Origin of the sequence: Rhodococcus sp. M8 (assembly GCF_015654185.1) — a bacterium.
GTDB classification, from domain to species: Bacteria; Actinomycetota; Actinomycetes; order Mycobacteriales; family Mycobacteriaceae; genus Rhodococcus; species Rhodococcus aetherivorans.
Genome location: NZ_CP064065.1, coordinates 3,487,285 through 3,504,108, shown reverse-complemented (window position 1 = coordinate 3,504,108; position 16,824 = coordinate 3,487,285). Strand labels below are relative to the sequence as shown.

The following is a 16,824-nucleotide window of genomic DNA, read 5'->3' as shown; positions in this document are numbered from 1 at the left end:
CCGCACCGGGCGCCGCCCCCCACCCGGCGTTCCGGGTGGGGCTCGTCCGGAACCTGGAGCGCACCATGGCTATCTCCGATATCAAGGAATACGCACACCTCACCGACGAGGACGTCGAGGCACTCAGCGACGAGCTCACCAGCATTCGCCAGGACGTCACCGAGTCGCTCGGTGAGGCCGATGCCGCCTACATCCGCCGTACCATCGGCCTCCAGCGGCTACTGGATACCGCTGCGCGGCTGGTGATCTACGGCACCAGGGGCCCGGTTGGCTGGGTCCTCGGAACGGCGGCGCTCGGCGTGGCCAAGAGTGTGGAGAACATGGAGATCGGCCACAACGTCTCCCACGGTCAATGGGACTGGATGAACGACCCGGAAATCCACTCCAGCAACTGGGAATGGGACATGGCCGGCCTCTCGTCGCAGTGGCGCTACTCCCACAACTACCGCCATCACGTGTTCAGCAACATCGTCGGAATGGACGACGACCTCGGCTACGGTGTCCTCCGCATCACTCGTGACCAGCCCTGGAAGCCTGAACATCTGTTGCAACCGCTGCGGAATCTGTTGCTGGCAGCCACGTTCGAATGGGGCATCGCTCTGCACGACCTGTACTCCGAACAGGACCGCGTCGGCACCGCTGCCGAGAAATCCGCCCACTTCCGAGCGCTGATCGGGAAGATCGCCCGTCAGACGGGCAAGGACTACCTGCTCTTTCCCGCCCTCAGCGGACGTCGCTGGCGGCGAACGCTGACGGCGAACCTGACCGCGAATCTGGTGCGGAACGTGTGGGCGTACGTGGTGATCTTCTGCGGGCACTTCCCCGACGGCGCCGAGAAGTTCACCCTCGCCGAACTCGAGAACGAGACGAGGGCCGAATGGTACCTGCGGCAGATGCTCGGCGCGGCCAACTTCCGGGCCGGCCCGGTGATGGCGTTCCTGAGCGGCAACCTCTGCTACCAGATCGAGCATCACCTGTTTCCCGATCTCCCCAGCAACCGCTATGCGGAAATCTCCACCAGGGTGCAAGCGCTGTGCGAGAAGTACGACCTGCCCTACACCACCGGTCCCCTTGCACGGCAGTACCTGCTGACGCTGCGCACCATCCACAAACTCGCACTGCCCGACCGGTTCCTGCGAGCGACCGCCGACGACGCCCCCGAGACGGCCTCCGAACTGAAATTCCGTGCCTTGCGTGAGACGGGCGGGGAGGCTCCGGCTTCCCGCATCGGGCTACGGACAGCCCTACGAACCCTGCCCACGAACCGTCGCACCCCCCGACGGCGAATTCCACCACCAACATGGGACGATCGCCATGCCTGACACCACCCCTTCCCCGGCACCCGCCGCGAGCTCTTCGCCGGCGTCGTACGACAACTCGTCCTCCACCGCGGGCCGTCTGGCCCAGAACAGCATCTTCGAACGATTCGCCCGCGCGGGGTTCGTCGTGAGCGGCATCGTGCACCTGATCATCGGCTACATCGCCATCCGGCTCGCCCTCGGCGGCGCAGCCGGCACCGCCGACCAATCCGGCGCCATGACCGAACTGGCCGCAAAGCCGGGCGGCATCGCAGCACTGTGGGTGGGCGTCGTCGCGTTCGCAATCATGGGACTGTGGCGGCTCGCCGAAGCGGCACTCGGCAGTTCGTCCCGACCGGACGCCGACAGCAAGAAATCGGAAGTGATCGATCGTCTCAAGGCCTTTGCCCTGGCGGTGGTCTACTTCGCTTTCGCTTTCTCCGCGTTCGGTTTCGCCCGCGGCAGCGGCAAGTCCAGCAGCGGGCAGAGTGCGGGCATCACGGCCCGCCTGATGCAGTCCACCGCCGGTACGATCGTCCTCGTCGCGGGGGCGCTGGTCATCATCGCGGTCGGCGGATACCACGTCTACAAGGGTGTCAGTCGCAGCTTCCTCGACGACCTCGAAGGAACTACCAGTCCTCTCGTGCGACGACTGGGCATGGTCGGGTACATCGCGAAGGGTCTGGCCATCGCCGCCATCGGGTTGCTGGTGATTCTCGCCGTCAGTCAATCCGAGCCCGATAAAGCCACCGGACTCGACGGCGCCTTCAAAACCGTCGGGGCGCAACCCTATGGAGCTGCCCTCCTCATCGCGGCCGGCGTGGGCATCATCACCTACGGCCTCTACAGCTTCGCCATGGCCAGATACGCCAAGATGTAGCCGGGCGCAGCCCCGAGCCGCCGAACGGAGCACCCCCAGACTCTAGGCGTTTTTCATCAGTTGTCCGTCCGGAGCCACTAATTGGTCGCGGTGATGCGGACGGTAGACGCGTAGCGAACGGCGAGTTGTCGTATCGAGTTGCCACGGCCCGGTTCTGCTCGAGTTGGTTGATACCGCATTCGACGGCGTGCCGCTGCTTGCACCGTCGTTCACGCAGGAAGTCAGATTTCCGCCGCAGGCGACGTCAGCCGCCCGTGCACGCGCAGCCGGGCGATGCCCCCGTCGGGGTAGACGTCGAGCCGCACGTGCCGCAACGGCACGGCCGCGTCGACGCGGAAACGGTGCCGGCAGTCGGGCAGCAGTGCCGTCCGCGGCACGAGCTCGACCCACGCGTTTTCGTCGGAGAGCGCTGCGCCGTCCGGGATTCCGATCAGTCGTGCCCACCCGGGGGCGTTGCCGACGAAGTACGAGGTGTCGATTTCGACGTGGTCGACGTGGCCCTCCCCGGCCAGGCGCACCACCACATGGTCGTTGCCGCCGTCGCGGCGGCGGGCGTTCTCCCAGCCCTCGCCCATGTGCCGCGCCCGGCCGGGGGCGATGATGTTGCGCGGGGACGAGTAGAAGCGGTTCGAGCAGTCCACCACGTCGGCCCCGTGCTCGAGCGCGGCGAGGTCGATCGTCCCGGTGAGGAACGCCGGGTCGGGCCGGGGCTCGCCGTGCACCCGCAGCCGGGCCACCCCGCCGTCGGGAAAGATGTTGAGCCGCAGGTGTGTCCATCGGAATTCGCTGTCGACCGCGAAGGTGTTGGCGGTGTCCCCGGCGAGGGCCACCTTGTCGAGGATCGGCTGCCACGGCGCCGCGAGCAGCTGGTCCGGTGTCGGATACCCCTCCGTCTCGACGGCGTCCACCGAGGCGAACGGCGGGTAGTTGCCGGTGAACCATCGGGTGTCGATCACCACGCCGCGCACGACTCCGGGCACCCCGAGCCGGACGATCGCGAAGTCGTGGCCGGGTTCGCGGCGCCGCCGGGTCTCCCAGCCGTCGTACACCTTGCCCTTGTGCCCGAAGTCCCCGGTATCGAAGGCCGGGGGTTCCGGGGTGACGAGATTCTCCCGCTGGGCGAACAGTTCGTCATTGGCGTACACCACGGATCCGGCGAGGGTCCGGGACGCGAGGTCGGGCAGCTGCAGGAAAGCGGGGTCGGTCACGGGTTCGTCCTCTCACGGTCGAGCAGGCGCCCGCGCGGCGTCCGGTCCACGGGGCGGCCGCCGAGCCACGTCCCGCGGACCACCCCGGCCAGCGCGGTCTCGGCATAGGGGGTGACGGCGTTGCGGTGGTGCAGGCGTTCGGGTAAGACGACGAACGCGTCGTCGGGGGCGAGGACGCAGAAGTCCGCCACGTTGCCGATCGCGATCTCGCCCCGGTCGGTCATGCCCACCAGGTCGCGGGGGCCCCGGGCCATCCATCGGGTCACCTCCGCCAGGGTGTGGCCGCGGCGCCTGGCCTGGGACCACACGATCGGCAGGCCGAGCTGCAGCGACGAGATGCCGCCCCACGCCTCGCCGAAGTCTCCGGTCGCGAACTTCTTCAGTTCCGGCACGCACGGCGAGTGGTCCGAGACCACGGCGTCGATCGTGCCGTCGGCGAGGCCGCGCCACAGGCCTTCCCGGTTGCTCGCCTCGCGGATCGGCGGGCAGCACTTGAAATGGGTCGCACCGTCCAGGATCTCCTCGCTGAACAGCGACAGGTAGTGGGGGCACGTCTCGACGGTGACGGGCACGCCGTCGGCCTTGGCCTGCGCGATCAGTGGCAGGCTCCCGGCGTCGGACAGGTGCAGAATGTGGGTGCGGCAACCCGTTTCCCGGGCGCCCTCGAGCACCCGGGCGACGGCCCGCGACTCCGCGGCCGGCGGACGCGACCGCAGGAAGCCGGCGTACCGGCGGCCCGCGGGCGGCGGCTGGGCGTCGAGGGTGGGCCCGTCCTCGGCGTGGACGATGAGCAGGCCCCCGAAGCCCGCGATCGTGCGCATCGCGGCGAGCATCTGTTCCCGGTCGAGCGGCGGATACTCGTCCAGCCCGGAATAGGCGAGGAAGCACTTGAAGCCGTACACGCCCGCGTCCCAGAGCGGTTCGAGGTCGGCGAGGTTGCCCGGCACGGCGCCGCCCCAGAATCCGACGTCGACCGAGATCTGTTCGGCGGCAACCTTCTTCTTGACCTCCAGCGCAGCGACGTCGACGGTGGCCGGCACGGAGTTGAGCGGCATGTCCACGACGGTGGTGACGCCGCCCGCGGCGGCCGCGCGGGTCGCGGTCGCGAATCCCTCCCACTCGGTGCGGCCGGGGTCGTTGATGTGCACGTGCGTGTCGACCAGACCGGGCAGAAGAGCCTCGTCGTCGGCGAGGACGAACTCCTCGGCGCCCGCGGGGGCAGGGGCGTCGTAGGCCCCGATCGCGGCGATGCGCCCGTCCCGGAGCACGACCGAGCAGGGGTGTTCGCGGTCGCCGACGACGGCGCGTCGCGTGCGGATCACGGTGGGCATCCGGTGGGTCCTTCCTGTCGGCCCGCGAGCCGCGCCAGCCGGTCCGGCGTGGTCTCCGCGCGGTCGCGGACCTCGGTCTCGGTGAGGGCTCCGCAGGCGAGGCCGCGGAGCAGGAACGTGGCCAGGGCGCGGGCCGTCGCGGGTTCGTCGAGATAGCCGGAGTCACGCCCCGGCGACAGGTAGGCGGCGACGCGGGCCGCCGCGGTGGGGAACGAACGGCGGTAGAACGCGAACGTCGCGGCATAGCGGGTGGGCAGTTGCGCGGGGTGCAGGTCCCAGCCCTGGTAGAACCCGCGGCGCAGAGACCGCTCCACCAGCCGGGCGTGCAGGCCCCACGCGGCCCGGATCTGTTCGCGGGTGCCGACGGGGAGGCGGTTGGTGGATCCGTCGGACAGGGGTACGCCGGTGCCGGCGGCGGCCACCTGCATGGTGGCCTTGGCGTGGTCGGCGACGGGGTGGTCCATGGCCTGGTATTCGGCGGCGATGCCGCACGCGGCGGAGTAGTCGTAGGTGCCGTAGTGCAGTCCCGCGCAACGGCCCGCGGCGGCGTGCAGCATCCGCGCCACCTGGGCGGTGCCGTCGGGACCGCAGATCGCCTGCGGGGTCTCGATCTGGATCTCGAACCGCAGGGGAACGGCGAGCCCGTGCGCACGCTCGAGGTGCTCGCACATGGTGACCATCGCGGAGACCTGCTCGAGTGCAGTCACCTTGGGCAGGGTCACGACGAAACCGTCCGGAGCGGAGGCCTTCTCGGCGAGAGCACCGACGAAGGCGTCGAGCGTGCGGATCCCGCGACGGCGGGTGGCGGGCTCGAGACACTTGAAGCGCAGCCCCACGAACGGGGTGGCGGAGGGATTGCCGGCGAGAACGGTGGCGGCCCGGGCGACGTGGGCGTCCTCGTCGGCGTCGCGGTGCGGGCCGGGCACGTCCGTCTGGGGGAATCCGTCCTCGAAGTCGATGCGCAGATCTTCGATCGGCTCGGTGCCGAGCTTGGCCCGCACGAGCGGTAGGACCTGTTCGGCGAGCTCCGGTTCGATCCCCGTCACGCCGGCCAGGTCGCCGGGGCCGGAGCAGTTCTCGTCGAGCGCCCGGCGGGCGTGTGCACCCCACTCGGCGACGGTCGTCGCGTCGTACCGGTGGGCCGGCACGTACACGGTGTGCACGGGTTGCCGCGCCGGTGTCGTCCCGGGATAGGCGGTGGCGTACGCGGCGTCGACGGGCCCGAGCGTCGCGTCGAGCGAGGCGTGGAGCCGTTCGAGTCCGTCCACCGCTGCACGCTCCCGTCGTCTGTATCCACGGCTGTATACGCGTGGCTCCGCCGACGGTAGTGGCGTCGTGTCAAGCGAACGGTTAACCGCGGTAACGACGGTGTTACGCGGTGGACCGCGTGCGGCGAGCGAATGTATCGCTCACCTCCTCAGTCCGAGTCGGTGATACATTCGCTCGCCCCACCCGGGCGGGTGCTCAGCCGGCGGCCGAGAGATCGAGGCGCGTGGCCGACAGATCCGTGCGGCGCCGGGCCAGGTCAGCGGCGCCGACGATCCCGGCGTCGGGGCCGAGCTCGGCCAGCCGCACCGGGGCGGCCGGGCGGTGCCCGCGTCCGGTCAGCCGCTGGGCGAACGTGGCGACGGCGGGCCCGCGCAGCAATTCCCCGGCCTCGCACACACCGCCGCCGAGGACGAACACCTCCGGGTCGAGGAACGCGGCGAGGTCCGCCATGCCGTGCCCGAGCCAGGTGCCGATCGTGCGGAAGCACTCGAGCGCGGCGGCGTCGCCCTCGCGGGCGGCGGTGGTGACGTGGAGCCCGGTGATCTGCTCGGCGCGCCCGCCGGCCAGCTCGAGCAGCCGGCCGGCGAGCGCGGGCGAGATGCTCGCGATCTCCTGCGCCTCCCGCACCAGGGCCCGCCCGCTGGCGTAACGCTCCCAGCAGCCGTGGTTCCCGCACCCGCAGCGACGGCCGTGCGGCTCGACGTTGAGATGGCCGAGTTCCGCGGCCAGCCCCGAGGCTCCGCGGTGCAGGGCGCCGTCGATGATCAGCCCACCGCCGATGCCGGTGCCGACGGTGAGCACGATCGCGGTGCGGGCACCCCGGCCGGCGCCGAAGCGTGCCTCGCCCCAGGCGGCGGCGTTGGCGTCGTTCTCGACGACGGTCGGCAGCCCGCACGCGGCCTCGACGGCCTCGCCGAGCGGTTCGCCGCGCCACGCGAGGTTGGGGGCAAACAGCACGGTACGACGATCGGACGCGACGAATCCGGCGGCGCCGATTCCCACCGCGCACACGTCGTGCGCGGCGCGGAGTTCGCGGACCACGTCGGCGACGACGTCCTCGGTGCGGGCGGGGTCGTCCGACGGGGTGGCGCGGCGGAGCCGGGCGTGCAGGGTGCCGTGTTCGTCGACCACGCCGGCGGCGACCTTGGTGCCGCCCACGTCGATTCCGATGGTCAGTGCCATGTCTGTTCTCTCCCTGACTGTTCTGTTACCGGGTTGCCCGGGTTCAGGCGGCGTCCATGTCCTCGAGCTCGCGGCCCTTGGTCTCCTTGACCCAGCGCAGGACGAACAGCAGCGACAGCACCGCGCACACGGCGTAGAAGCCGTACGACAGCCCCAGCGACAGTTCCTTCATGGCGGGGAAGCTCACGGTGATGACCCAGTTGGCCGCCCACTGCGCGCCGGCGGCGAGCGACAGTGCCGCCGCGCGGATCCGGTTGGGGAAGGCCTCGCCGAGCAGGACCCACACGACCGGTCCCCACGACATGCCGAACGCGACGACGAACAGGTTCGCGGCGATCAGCGCGATCGGTCCCTGCAGTCCGGTCAGGTGCGGGGTGGTCACACCGTCGACGACGGTGGTGGAGGCGGTGGCGAAGACGACGGCCATCGTGGTGAGGGTGACGGCCATGCCGGCCGAGCCGATGATCAGCAGGGGCCGGCGTCCGATGCGGTCGACGAACGCGATGGCCACGAGGGTGGTGGCGATGTTGACCACGGACGTGACGACGGTGATGACGAGGGAGCTGTTCTCGTCGAATCCCACTGCCTGCCAGAGGATGCTGGAGTAGTAGAAGATCACGTTGATGCCGACGAACTGCTGGAACACCGACAGCCCGATGCCGATCCACACGATGGGCAGCAGGCCCAGCGCGGGTCCCCTCAGGTCGCGCAGCGACGGGGTGCGCTCGTGGCCGAGGGTGGCGCGGATCGATTCGATGCGCAGGTCGATGCCCTGCTCGCCGAGCAGCGTGCCGAGGATGCCGCGGGCCTCCCCGATGCGGCCCTTCGCGACGAGATAGCGCGGGGACTCCGGGATGGTGAGCGTCAGGAATCCGTACACGAGGGCGGGAACGGTCATGGACAGGAACATCCAGCGCCACGCCTCGAGCCCGAACCACAGTTCCTCGCGGGAGCCACCCGCGAGGGCGGCGAGGGCGTAGTCGACGAGCAGGGCGGCGAAGATGCCGACGACGATCGCGAGCTGCTGCAGCGATCCCAGGCGACCGCGTACCCGGGCGGGGGAGATCTCGGCGATGTAGGCGGGGGCGATGACGGAGGCGAGTCCGACGCCGACACCGCCGACGATGCGGAACAGGACGAGAGTTTCGACGTTGAAGGCGAATCCGGTGCCCAGCGCGCTGATCAGGAACATCGCGGCGGCGACCTGCATGGTGGTGAGCCGGCCGTAGCGGTCCGCGATGCGGCCGGCGAGGACGGCGCCGCCGGCCGCGCCGAGCAGGGCCGAGGCGACCGCGAAGCCGAGGACGGCGGACGAGACGGCGAACCGGGATTCGATGGCCGACACGGCACCGTTGATGACGGCGCTGTCGAAGCCGAACAACAGGCCGCCGAGCGCGGCGATGGCGGCGATGCGGACCGGCACCGGGGCGCCGGCGGTGTCCGGTCCGGTGTCGGGGACGGTCGGGAGCGCGACGTGGTTGCTCATGGGACTCCTCGTGGGCGGCGGGACCCGGCCGCGGCGGTCCCGTTCCGGGAGGCGAGTGGCGGCGGTCACGCGAACTGTGTGCTGGACCACAGTAGGACGAAGCGGCGTCAGTCGTCAAGAAATGAATGAAAAAACGTCTTGAGGCGCTGAATATGTTCGAATTTGAACCTAGTTCTGGACGTGAAGCGGCGTCGAAGCCTCGAAGATGATCTTCAGCGGGGGCTGGCCGCCCGCAGTCCGAGGGCGACCGCCCCGAGTACCTGGGCCCGGGCGCCGAGCGCCGCCGTCCGTACCTGCACGGTGCGCGCGGCGCTGGGCACCGCGTACCGCTCGATCGCGCGACGCAGGGGCTCGAGCAGCAGCTCTCCCGCCAGGGCGAGTTCGCCGCCGATCAGGAGGAGCTGCGGATTGAGCAGGTTGCACAGGCTCGCCGCCGCGACCCCGACGTGGCGGCCGGTGTCCGCGAGCACCCGGGCACACCCGGCGTCGCCGGCCTCGGCGAGTGCCACCACGTCCGCGATCGTCAGGCCGGGCCCCCGGCTCGGCTCGAGCAGCCCGATCACCACGTGCGAGGCCACCATCGTCTCTAGGCAGCCGCGGTTGCCGCACCGGCACACCTGGCCGAACTCGTCGAGGGAGGTGTGGCCGATCTCGCCGGCCGTGCCGGCGCGGCCCCGGTACAGCCGCCCGTCCAGCACCAGTCCGGCGCCGACGCCGTCGGACAGCTTGATGTAGGCCAGGTCGTCCACGCCGCACCCGGCACCCCAGATGTGCTCGGCCAGCGCACCGAGATTGGCGTCGTTGTCGACGTGGACGGGAAGCGCGAGCCGCTCGGCGGCCAGTGCGGCGGGGTCGACGCCCACCCAGCCCGGCAGGATCGACGGCCCGCCGATCCGGTGCGTGGCGGACTCGACTGGCGCGGGCAGGCCCATGCCGACGGCCGCGACGGCGTCGCGTCCGCACCCGAGTTCGACGAGGGCGTCGTCGAGAAGCGCCCCGGCCCTTGTTATCCCGTCCTCGGCACGATGTCCGCTCGCCAGCTCGACCCGCTTCTCGGCGAGGATCTCGTGCGACAGGTCGGCGACGGCGACGGTGAGATGCCGGTGCCCGAAATCGATTCCGACGGCCAGGCCCGCCGACCGGGTGAGCTTCACGGCCCGCCCCCGCTGGCCCGGGCGCTCGGCCGCGGCCACCTCCACCAGGCCGCTGGTGGTCAGTTCCCGCACCAGATTCGACACCGTGGCCGGGGCCAGACCGGTGCGCCGGGCGATCTCCGCCTGGGTGAGTTCGCCACCGGACTGCAGAACCCGAACCACCCGTTGCTGATTGGCCGACCGCAACGACGACTGCGAGCCGGGGTGGTCGGTGTCCTCACGCATCCGCCCAGGGTACCGTCCCCCGGCGCTCCGCTCGCTCCGGCCGGCGCGGAAGATCTGCGACCGGCCTGGTCGGATGCGCGCGTCACGCGCGCTGGTCGCGGCTGACGGCGAAACGCGCGGATCCAGCAACGTCGAGGGCTCGCCCCCGTCGCGTCCGAGTAGGACGGGGGCGAGCCCGGTCCGCCTACGCCTCGGCCAGGCGTAGTTTCGTGGTCACCTGCGCGAGTCGGGTGATCCGGGCCCAGTCCCGGGTCTGCACCGCATCGGCGGGGGTGAGCCACGAGCCCCCCACGCAGCCGACGTTGGGCAGCGCGAGGTAGTCGGGGGCGGTTGCGACCGAGATCCCGCCGGTGGGGCAGAACCGGGCCGCGGGCACGGGGGAGTGGACGGACGCGAGGAACCGGGTGCCCCCCGCGGCCTCCGCGGGAAAGAACTTCATCTCGCGGTAGCCGCGTTCGAGGAGCAGCAGCACCTCCGAGACGGTCGCGGCACCCGGCAGGTGCGGCAGTCCCGTGTCGGTCATGGCCTTCAGCAGCGACTCCGTCGCGCCCGGCGACACCAGGAAGCGCGCACCGGCCGCCGCGGCCTGCGCGGCCTGGCCGGGTTCGACGATCGTGCCGGCACCGACGGTGATCTCGGGAACCTCGGCGGCGATCCGCTCGATCGCCTCGAGGGCGCACGGGGTGCGCAGAGTCAGCTCGATCATCGGCACACCGCCGTCGACGAGGGCCCGGGCGATCGGGACCGCGTCCGCGGCATCGTCTATCACGACGACGGGAACGACGGGGGTCACGTCCAGCAGGCTCATCGGGGTCTCCTTCACGCGGGGTTGGGTTGGAAGACGCTGGCGCCGAGGGTGGCCGGGCCCACGGCGGCCCGCAGGCCCGCGAACAGTTCCCGGCCCGTGCCCGTCCAGGCGTCGTCGGTGGGGGCGTGGCCGGTCGCCACGCGGTCGGCGAGTGTGGCGTCGGACAGGTGCACGCACAGCGAGCCGGCGACGGCGTCGACGGTGATCAGGTCGCCGTCGCGGACGCGGGCGAGCGGGCCGCCGGCCGCGGCCTCGGGCGTGACGTGGATGGCGGCGGGAACCTTGCCGGACGCGCCCGACATCCGGCCGTCGGTCACCAGCGCGACCCGGCGCCCGCGGTCCTGCAGCACCCCCAGCGCGGGGGTGAGCTTGTGCAGCTCCGGCATTCCGTTCGCGCGCGGGCCCTGGTAACGCAGCACCGCCACGACGTCGCGGTCGAGTTCGCCCGCCTCGAAGGCCGTGAGGAAGTCGGCCTGGTCGTCGAACACCCGGGCCGGCGCGGTGACGATGTGGTGCTCCGGGGCGACCGCGGACACCTTGAGCACGGCCTCGCCGAGGTTGCCGTCGAGCACCTTGAGCCCGCCGTCCACGGCGAACGGGTCCACGACGCCGCGCAGCACGGTGCGGTCCAGGCTCTCGGACGGCCCGGTCTCCCACTGCAGCGTCCCGTCGCGCAGCCGCGGCTCCTGCGTGTACCGGTGCAGACCGGGGCCGGCGACGGTGGTGACGTCGTCGTGCAGCAGGCCCGCCGAGAGCAGTTCCGAGACGACGACACCGAGCCCGCCGGCGGCGTGGAAGTGGTTCACGTCGGCCGCGCCGTTGGGGTAGATCCGGGCGAGCAGCGGCACGACGGCCGACAGGTCCGCCAGGTCGCGCCACGTGAGCGTGATGCCCGCGGCCCGCGCGATCGCCACCAGGTGCATCGTGTGATTGGTGGAGCCGCCGGTGGCGAGCAGTGCGACGCAGCCGTTGACGACGGCCCGCTCGTCGACGACCTCCCCGACCGGGGTGAAGGCGGAGCCGAGCGCGGTGAGGCCGGTGACGCGGCGCGCGGCCTCGTCGGTGAGCGCGTCCCGCAGCTCGGTGCCCGGGTTGACGAAGCTCGCGCCGGGCAGGTGCAGGCCCATCACCTCCATCAGCAGCTGATTGGAGTTCGCGGTGCCGAAGAACGTGCACGTGCCGGCGCCGTGATAGGACGCGGCCTCGGCCTCGAGCAGGTCTTCGCGTCGGGCGCGGCCCTCCGCGTAGAGCTGCCGCACCCGGGCCTTCTCGCCGTTGGGCAGCCCCGACGTCATCGGCCCGGCCGGGACGAACACCGTCGGCAGGTGTCCGAAGCCCAGGGCGCCGATCAGCATGCCGGGGACGATCTTGTCGCAGACCCCGAGCATGAGCGCGCCGTCGAACATGTCGTGCGACAACGCGATAGCGGTGGACATCGCGATGACGTCGCGGCTGAACAGCGACAGCTGCATGCCGTCGCGGCCCTGGGTGATGCCGTCGCACATGGCCGGGACGCCGCCGGCGAACTGTGCGATGCCGCCCGCCTCGAGGACCGCGGCCTTCAGCCGTGCCGGGTACTCCTCGAAGGGCCGGTGCGCGGAGAGCATGTCGTTGTAGGACGAGACGATCGCGATGTTCGGCTTCACCAGCCCGCGCAGCGCGGACTTGTCGGCGGGCTCGGCCGCGGCGAATCCGTGGGCCAGGTTGGCGCACGCGAGGCGCCCGCGGGCAGGCCCCTTGTCGGCGGCGGCGCGCAGCCGCTCGAGGTAGGCGGCACGCTCGGCCCGGCTGCGCCGGACGATGCGGTCGGTGACCCGGGCGAGAACGGGATGGACGTGGCTCATGAGGAAGGTCCTTCGTACCAGGCGCGGCCGTCGCGCTCGATGAGGGTGATCGCGTCGGTGGGGCCGGACGTACCCGCCGGGTAGCGGCGCGGCACCCGGCCGGTGCGGTCCCAGGTCTGCAGGATCGGCTCGACCCATGCCCACGCGGTCTCGACCTCGTCGCGGCGCATGAACAGGGTCGGGTCACCCCGCACCACGTCCATCAGCAGCCGCTCGTACGCGTCGGGGGACGGACGGTCGAACGCGTCCACGTAGTTCAGATCCAGCGACACCGGACGCAGGCGGATCCCGCCGGGCCCGGGTTCCTTGGCGGTCATGTGCAGGCAGATGCCCTCGTCGGGCTGCAGCCGGATCACCAGGCGATTGGGTTCGGTGGCGCCCTCGGCCCGGGGGAACATCGGGTGCGGAACGTCCTTGAACTGCACCACGATCTCGGAACTGCGCTTCTCGAGACGCTTGCCGGTGCGCAGGTAGAACGGCACGCCGGCCCAGCGCCAGTTGCGCACCTCCGCGCGCACCGCGACGAAGGTCTCGGTGTGGCTGTCCGGGTTCTCCACCTCGTCGCGATACCCGGGCACGGCACCGCCGTCGACCAACCCGGGTCCGTATTGCCCGGTGACGGTGAATCTTTCGACGTCGTCGGGAGTCATCGGCCGCAGTGCCTGCAGCACCTTGAGTTTCTCGTCGCGCACGGTCTCGCGGTCGACGACCGTCGGCGGTTCCATCGCCACCAGGCACAGCACCTGCAGCAGGTGGTTCTGCAGCATGTCGCGCAGCGCCCCGGAGGTGTCGTAGTAGCCGCCGCGGGTGCCCACGCCGAGGGATTCGGAGACGGTGATCTGCACGTGGTCGATCCACGTCGAGTTCCACAGCGGCTCGAGCAGGGTGTTGGCGAACCGGGTGACCAGCAGGTTCTGGACACTCTCCTTGCCGAGGTAGTGGTCGATGCGGAAGATCTGCGACTCGTCGAACACCTCGCCGACCGCGTCGTTGATCGCGCGGGCGGACGCGAGGTCGCGGCCGATGGGCTTCTCGAGCACCACCCGCGACGTCGGCTCGACGAGTCCGTGCCGCGCGAGGTGATGGGAGATCGGCCCGAACAGCGAAGGGGCGCAAGCGAGGTAGAACACGCGCACGGAGTCCGGGGCCAGGACGTCGCGCAGGGCGGACCAGTCGTCCCCGCCTGCGAAGTCGACGCTCACGTAGTCGAGGCGGTCCAGGAACCGCGTGAGGGTGCCGGCGTCCAGCAGGTGGGCGGGTACGAAGCGCGCGAGCTCGCCGCGGACCTTGTCGCGGTAGCCGTCGGTGTCGAGGCCGGCGCGCGCGGCGCCGACGATCCGGCTGCCGGGCGGCAACTGGCCGTCGTGATCGCGCAGGTAGAGGGCGGGCAGGAGCTTACGGACGGCGAGGTCGCCGGTGCCGCCGAAGACGACGACGGTACAGGGAGCGGCGGGTGACATGGCTTGTCCTCCCGAATGAGGGGGTGAGGGCTGTCACTGGCAACCGTAGAACATCTTCCGCACTGAAACAACAAACTTACGCATTTCTAAGAACAAAGTCCGGTTCGACGCAGCACGCCGCGGCTGCACGAGGCGCTCTCGGGTGCGGTTCCTTGGTTCAATGGCGGTATGAGCCGATCCTCCAGCGCGCCCGCCACAGCGGGCGAGGTCTTCGCCCTCGTCCGCGCCGGCGCCGCGACCACCCGAAGCGAGATCGGGCACCACACCGGGCTCTCCCGCACCGCCGTCGCCGCCCGGGTCGCGGCACTCCAGGACCTCGGCCTCGTCGTCGAAACGGAGGAGGGGCCCTCCACCGGTGGGCGGCCACCGCTCACCCTCACCTTCGGGGCCGGCGCGGGCATCGTGCTCGTCGGCGCGATCGGCCGCAGCCGCACCCAGCTCGCCGTCTGCGATCTCGCCGGGGAACTGCTCCGGACCGAGGGCCTCGAGCAGGAGATCGGGGCGAGCCCGGGCGAGCTGATGCCGAAGATCGCCGCGCACCTCGCCGACCTGCGCGACGCGCTCGGTCCCGGCGCGCCCCGCACCGTCGGCATCGGGGTGAGCCTGCCGGGCACGGTGGACACGGTCCGCGGCTGCAGCCTCGACTCGCCGATGATGGCCGGCTGGGACGGTGTCGAGCTGCAGCCCTTCCTCGCCGGCCTCGGTGCGGCGCCGGTGTTCGTCGACAACGACGCGAACGTCATGGTGCTCGCCGAAAGGCTCGGCGAACGACGGAAATTCGATGACATGCTCCTCATCAAGGCGTCCACGGGCCTCGGCGCGGGCATCGTGTCGGGCGGTGTGCTGCAGCGCGGCGCGGTGGGCGCGGCCGGCGAGATCGGGCACACCAAGACCGCCGCCGCGCAGGGCGTCCTGTGCCGCTGCGGCGACGTCGGCTGCGTCGAGGCGATCGCCGGGGGCTGGGCCCTGGTCCGCGACCTGCAGGAGCAGGGCCGGGACGTGACCCACATCCGCGACGTCGTAGCCCTCGCTGTCGGCGGGGATGCGGAGGCGCGCCGCATGATCCGGGACAGCGGCCGGCGGATCGGTGAGGTGATCGCCGGTGCCGTCAACCTCCTCGACCCGGCGGTGCTCGTCGTGGGTGGCGACATGGCCGAGGCCTACGACGTGTTCGTCGCCGGACTGCGCGAAACCCTCTATCGCGACGCGGTGTCCGTGGCCACCCGCGCCCTGCAGATCCTGCCCTGGTCGCACGGCGATCGCTCCGGGATGATCGGCTGCGCCTCCATGGCTCTCGACCAGGTGCTCAGCGTGCGCGCCGTGGACCGGATGGTGGCCGAGCGGGGCCGCTGATCCGGCTACTCCGCCGGTTGACGGCGGATGAAGTCGGCCATACCCGGGACGGTGAAGGCGATGCGACCGTGCTCCGGTGCCCAGATCAGGCCCTTGCGGATGGCCGAGTTGCGGACGTCGCTGACACCGGTGGCGGTCGAGCCCATCAGCTGGGCGACCTTCCCGGACCGCGGGGTCTCCTCGCCGGTGGCGGCGAGCGCGGTGAGGTAACGGCGCTCGCGGTCGGTTGCCCGGTTCCAGCGGGACGGGAAGAATCCCTCGTCGAGGTGACGCCGGCCCACCTCGACGGCGAGTTCGGCATCCTCGAGCTGAAAGGGGCTGTGTGGAGCGATGTTCCAGATCGCCTTCCCGTACTCCTGGAGGAAGTACGGGTAACCGCCGCTGGCCTGGACGAGCACGGCGAGCGCGTCGTCGGTGAAGTCCCCGCCCTGACGGCGTACCGGGATGCGCAGGGCGTCGGCTGCGGCCGCCGGCGTGAGGGGGCCGATGGTGCTGTAGAGGAACTGTCGCTCCGCGTACGAGCGGTTGCCGGCCAGCACCGCGGGAAGATTGGGTAGTCCGGCGCCGATGAGGAAGAACGGCCATTCGCGCTGGTTCGCCCGGTGCTGGACGGCGAGCAGCGCCGACAGCAGATCGGAGTCGAGGTCCTGCATCTCGTCGATGAACAATCCGAACGCGCTGGATCTGGGCCGCAGTTCGGCGGTGATCGCTTCGACGAGTTCCTCGAGGTCGAGATCGATGTCGCCGCTGGCTGCCGGACGCTGGTCGAGGGAGAAGCTTGCGGTCGCCGGGCCGAGGCCGAGGCCGAGGGAGAAGCCGCGGGCGAGGTCGATGAGCGGGTCGATCGCGTGCTGGATCCGGTGCTTGCGGCTGTAGCGGCGCAGTCCGACCGTCAGCTCCTGGGAGAGCTTGGCGCGGACCGCGGTGGTGCCGGCCTCGCTGGGGCGGGCCTCGATGGCGATGGTGAGCCATCCCTGCCGGTCGGCGTGCTCGACGAGGGTGTTGAGCAGGGTCGTCTTCCCGACCCCGCGCAATCCCGACAGGATCGGGCCACGGTCGTAGTTCTGCCGTTTGCTGCGGGCGACCAGGAGTTCGAACGCCCCGATCTGCTCGTCGCGCCCCTCGAGCGCCGGCGGCCGGAGTCCGGAGTCGGGCTTGAACGGATTGAGCTCGAGGTCCATGGGGCGAGTATAGAGACTTATGGAGTTCTATCTGAAGTTCTCCATAACTGACCATAACGTCCCATAGTCGCCCGCAGACACCAGACTTCTTTGCACTCTGGGGACAATGGTGCAACCATGCACTCTATGGATGAAAGTGCAACAA

Annotated in this window: 13 protein-coding genes; 3 read left to right on the top strand and 10 right to left on the bottom strand. The window is 70.9% G+C overall.

Features of this window, described 5'->3' with window-relative positions; translation table 11 throughout:
• Positions 1 to 65: 65 nt before the first annotated feature.
• Together ISO16_RS15860 and ISO16_RS15855 are read left to right on the top strand one after the other, a co-directional pair.
• Positions 66 to 1,322, top strand: a complete 1,257-nt coding sequence (locus ISO16_RS15860) for a fatty acid desaturase family protein (protein WP_072636591.1) — start codon at positions 66 to 68, stop codon at positions 1,320 to 1,322.
• On the top strand, positions 1,315 to 2,178 hold the full coding sequence (locus tag ISO16_RS15855) for a DUF1206 domain-containing protein (RefSeq protein WP_072636590.1): 864 nt from the start codon (positions 1,315 to 1,317) through the stop codon (positions 2,176 to 2,178). Before ISO16_RS15860 ends, ISO16_RS15855 begins: the two co-directional genes overlap by 8 nt.
• A 221-nt stretch (positions 2,179 to 2,399) precedes the next feature.
• Here ISO16_RS15855 and alc read toward each other — a convergent pair whose 3' ends face one another.
• The 9 genes from alc to zwf form a co-directional block, all read right to left on the bottom strand.
• The gene (alc, locus tag ISO16_RS15850; protein ID WP_072636589.1) at positions 2,400 to 3,386 is read right to left on the bottom strand and encodes an allantoicase; all 987 of its coding nucleotides are present in this window, start codon (positions 3,384 to 3,386) and stop codon (positions 2,400 to 2,402) included.
• A complete protein-coding gene (gene allB / locus ISO16_RS15845; RefSeq protein WP_072636588.1) occupies positions 3,383 to 4,717 on the bottom strand; it encodes an allantoinase AllB in 1,335 nt (444 codons plus the stop codon). Before allB ends, alc begins: the two co-directional genes overlap by 4 nt.
• A complete protein-coding gene (locus ISO16_RS15840) occupies positions 4,705 to 5,985 on the bottom strand; it encodes a DUF6986 family protein (protein WP_072636587.1) in 1,281 nt (426 codons plus the stop codon). The genes allB and ISO16_RS15840 overlap by 13 nt, the downstream gene beginning before the upstream one ends.
• Positions 5,986 to 6,181: 196 nt before the next feature.
• Positions 6,182 to 7,168 carry an ROK family glucokinase gene (locus ISO16_RS15835; RefSeq protein WP_072636586.1) on the bottom strand — a complete coding sequence of 329 codons (987 nt, stop codon included), beginning with the start codon at positions 7,166 to 7,168 and terminating at the stop codon, positions 6,182 to 6,184.
• Positions 7,169 to 7,211: 43 nt separating this feature from the next.
• The gene (locus ISO16_RS15830; RefSeq protein ID WP_072636585.1) at positions 7,212 to 8,654 is read right to left on the bottom strand and encodes a sugar porter family MFS transporter; all 1,443 of its coding nucleotides are present in this window, start codon (positions 8,652 to 8,654) and stop codon (positions 7,212 to 7,214) included.
• 212 nt (positions 8,655 to 8,866) lie between these two features.
• The gene (locus ISO16_RS15825; protein WP_072636584.1) at positions 8,867 to 10,033 is read right to left on the bottom strand and encodes an ROK family transcriptional regulator; all 1,167 of its coding nucleotides are present in this window, start codon (positions 10,031 to 10,033) and stop codon (positions 8,867 to 8,869) included.
• Between the two features lie 184 nt (positions 10,034 to 10,217).
• Positions 10,218 to 10,841: a bifunctional 4-hydroxy-2-oxoglutarate aldolase/2-dehydro-3-deoxy-phosphogluconate aldolase gene (eda, locus tag ISO16_RS15820; protein WP_043799984.1), complete on the bottom strand. Its 624-nt coding sequence runs from the start codon at positions 10,839 to 10,841 to the stop codon at positions 10,218 to 10,220.
• Between the two features lie 11 nt (positions 10,842 to 10,852).
• Positions 10,853 to 12,685, bottom strand: a complete 1,833-nt coding sequence (edd, locus tag ISO16_RS15815) for a phosphogluconate dehydratase (RefSeq protein WP_072636583.1) — start codon at positions 12,683 to 12,685, stop codon at positions 10,853 to 10,855.
• A complete protein-coding gene (gene zwf, locus ISO16_RS15810; protein ID WP_072636582.1) occupies positions 12,682 to 14,145 on the bottom strand; it encodes a glucose-6-phosphate dehydrogenase in 1,464 nt (487 codons plus the stop codon). The genes edd and zwf overlap by 4 nt, the downstream gene beginning before the upstream one ends.
• Before the next feature lie 168 nt (positions 14,146 to 14,313).
• Here zwf and ISO16_RS15805 point away from each other — a divergent pair, with 168 nt between their 5' ends.
• A complete protein-coding gene (locus tag ISO16_RS15805) occupies positions 14,314 to 15,498 on the top strand; it encodes an ROK family protein (protein ID WP_072636581.1) in 1,185 nt (394 codons plus the stop codon).
• Between the two features lie 5 nt (positions 15,499 to 15,503).
• On the opposite strand, the gene ISO16_RS15800 is transcribed toward ISO16_RS15805, so the two are convergent.
• The gene (locus tag ISO16_RS15800; protein ID WP_072636580.1) at positions 15,504 to 16,679 is read right to left on the bottom strand and encodes an ATP-binding protein; all 1,176 of its coding nucleotides are present in this window, start codon (positions 16,677 to 16,679) and stop codon (positions 15,504 to 15,506) included.
• Positions 16,680 to 16,824 lie beyond the last annotated feature (145 nt).

Excerpts from the sequence above, each read along its gene's own strand:
- ISO16_RS15860 (WP_072636591.1), top strand. The coding sequence starts at position 66 with ATGGCTATCTCCGATATCAAGGAATACGCACACCTCACCGACGAGGAC.
- ISO16_RS15855 (WP_072636590.1), top strand. The coding sequence starts at position 1,315 with ATGCCTGACACCACCCCTTCCCCGGCACCCGCCGCGAGCTCTTCGCCG.
- allB (WP_072636588.1), bottom strand. The coding sequence starts at position 4,717 with ATGCCCACCGTGATCCGCACGCGACGCGCCGTCGTCGGCGACCGCGAA.
- ISO16_RS15835 (WP_072636586.1), bottom strand. The coding sequence starts at position 7,168 with ATGGCACTGACCATCGGAATCGACGTGGGCGGCACCAAGGTCGCCGCC.
- ISO16_RS15830 (WP_072636585.1), bottom strand. The coding sequence starts at position 8,654 with ATGAGCAACCACGTCGCGCTCCCGACCGTCCCCGACACCGGACCGGAC.
- ISO16_RS15825 (WP_072636584.1), bottom strand. The coding sequence starts at position 10,033 with ATGCGTGAGGACACCGACCACCCCGGCTCGCAGTCGTCGTTGCGGTCG.
- eda (WP_043799984.1), bottom strand. The coding sequence starts at position 10,841 with ATGAGCCTGCTGGACGTGACCCCCGTCGTTCCCGTCGTCGTGATAGAC.
- edd (WP_072636583.1), bottom strand. The coding sequence starts at position 12,685 with ATGAGCCACGTCCATCCCGTTCTCGCCCGGGTCACCGACCGCATCGTC.
- zwf (WP_072636582.1), bottom strand. The coding sequence starts at position 14,145 with ATGTCACCCGCCGCTCCCTGTACCGTCGTCGTCTTCGGCGGCACCGGC.
- ISO16_RS15805 (WP_072636581.1), top strand. The coding sequence starts at position 14,314 with ATGAGCCGATCCTCCAGCGCGCCCGCCACAGCGGGCGAGGTCTTCGCC.
- ISO16_RS15800 (WP_072636580.1), bottom strand. The coding sequence starts at position 16,679 with ATGGACCTCGAGCTCAATCCGTTCAAGCCCGACTCCGGACTCCGGCCG.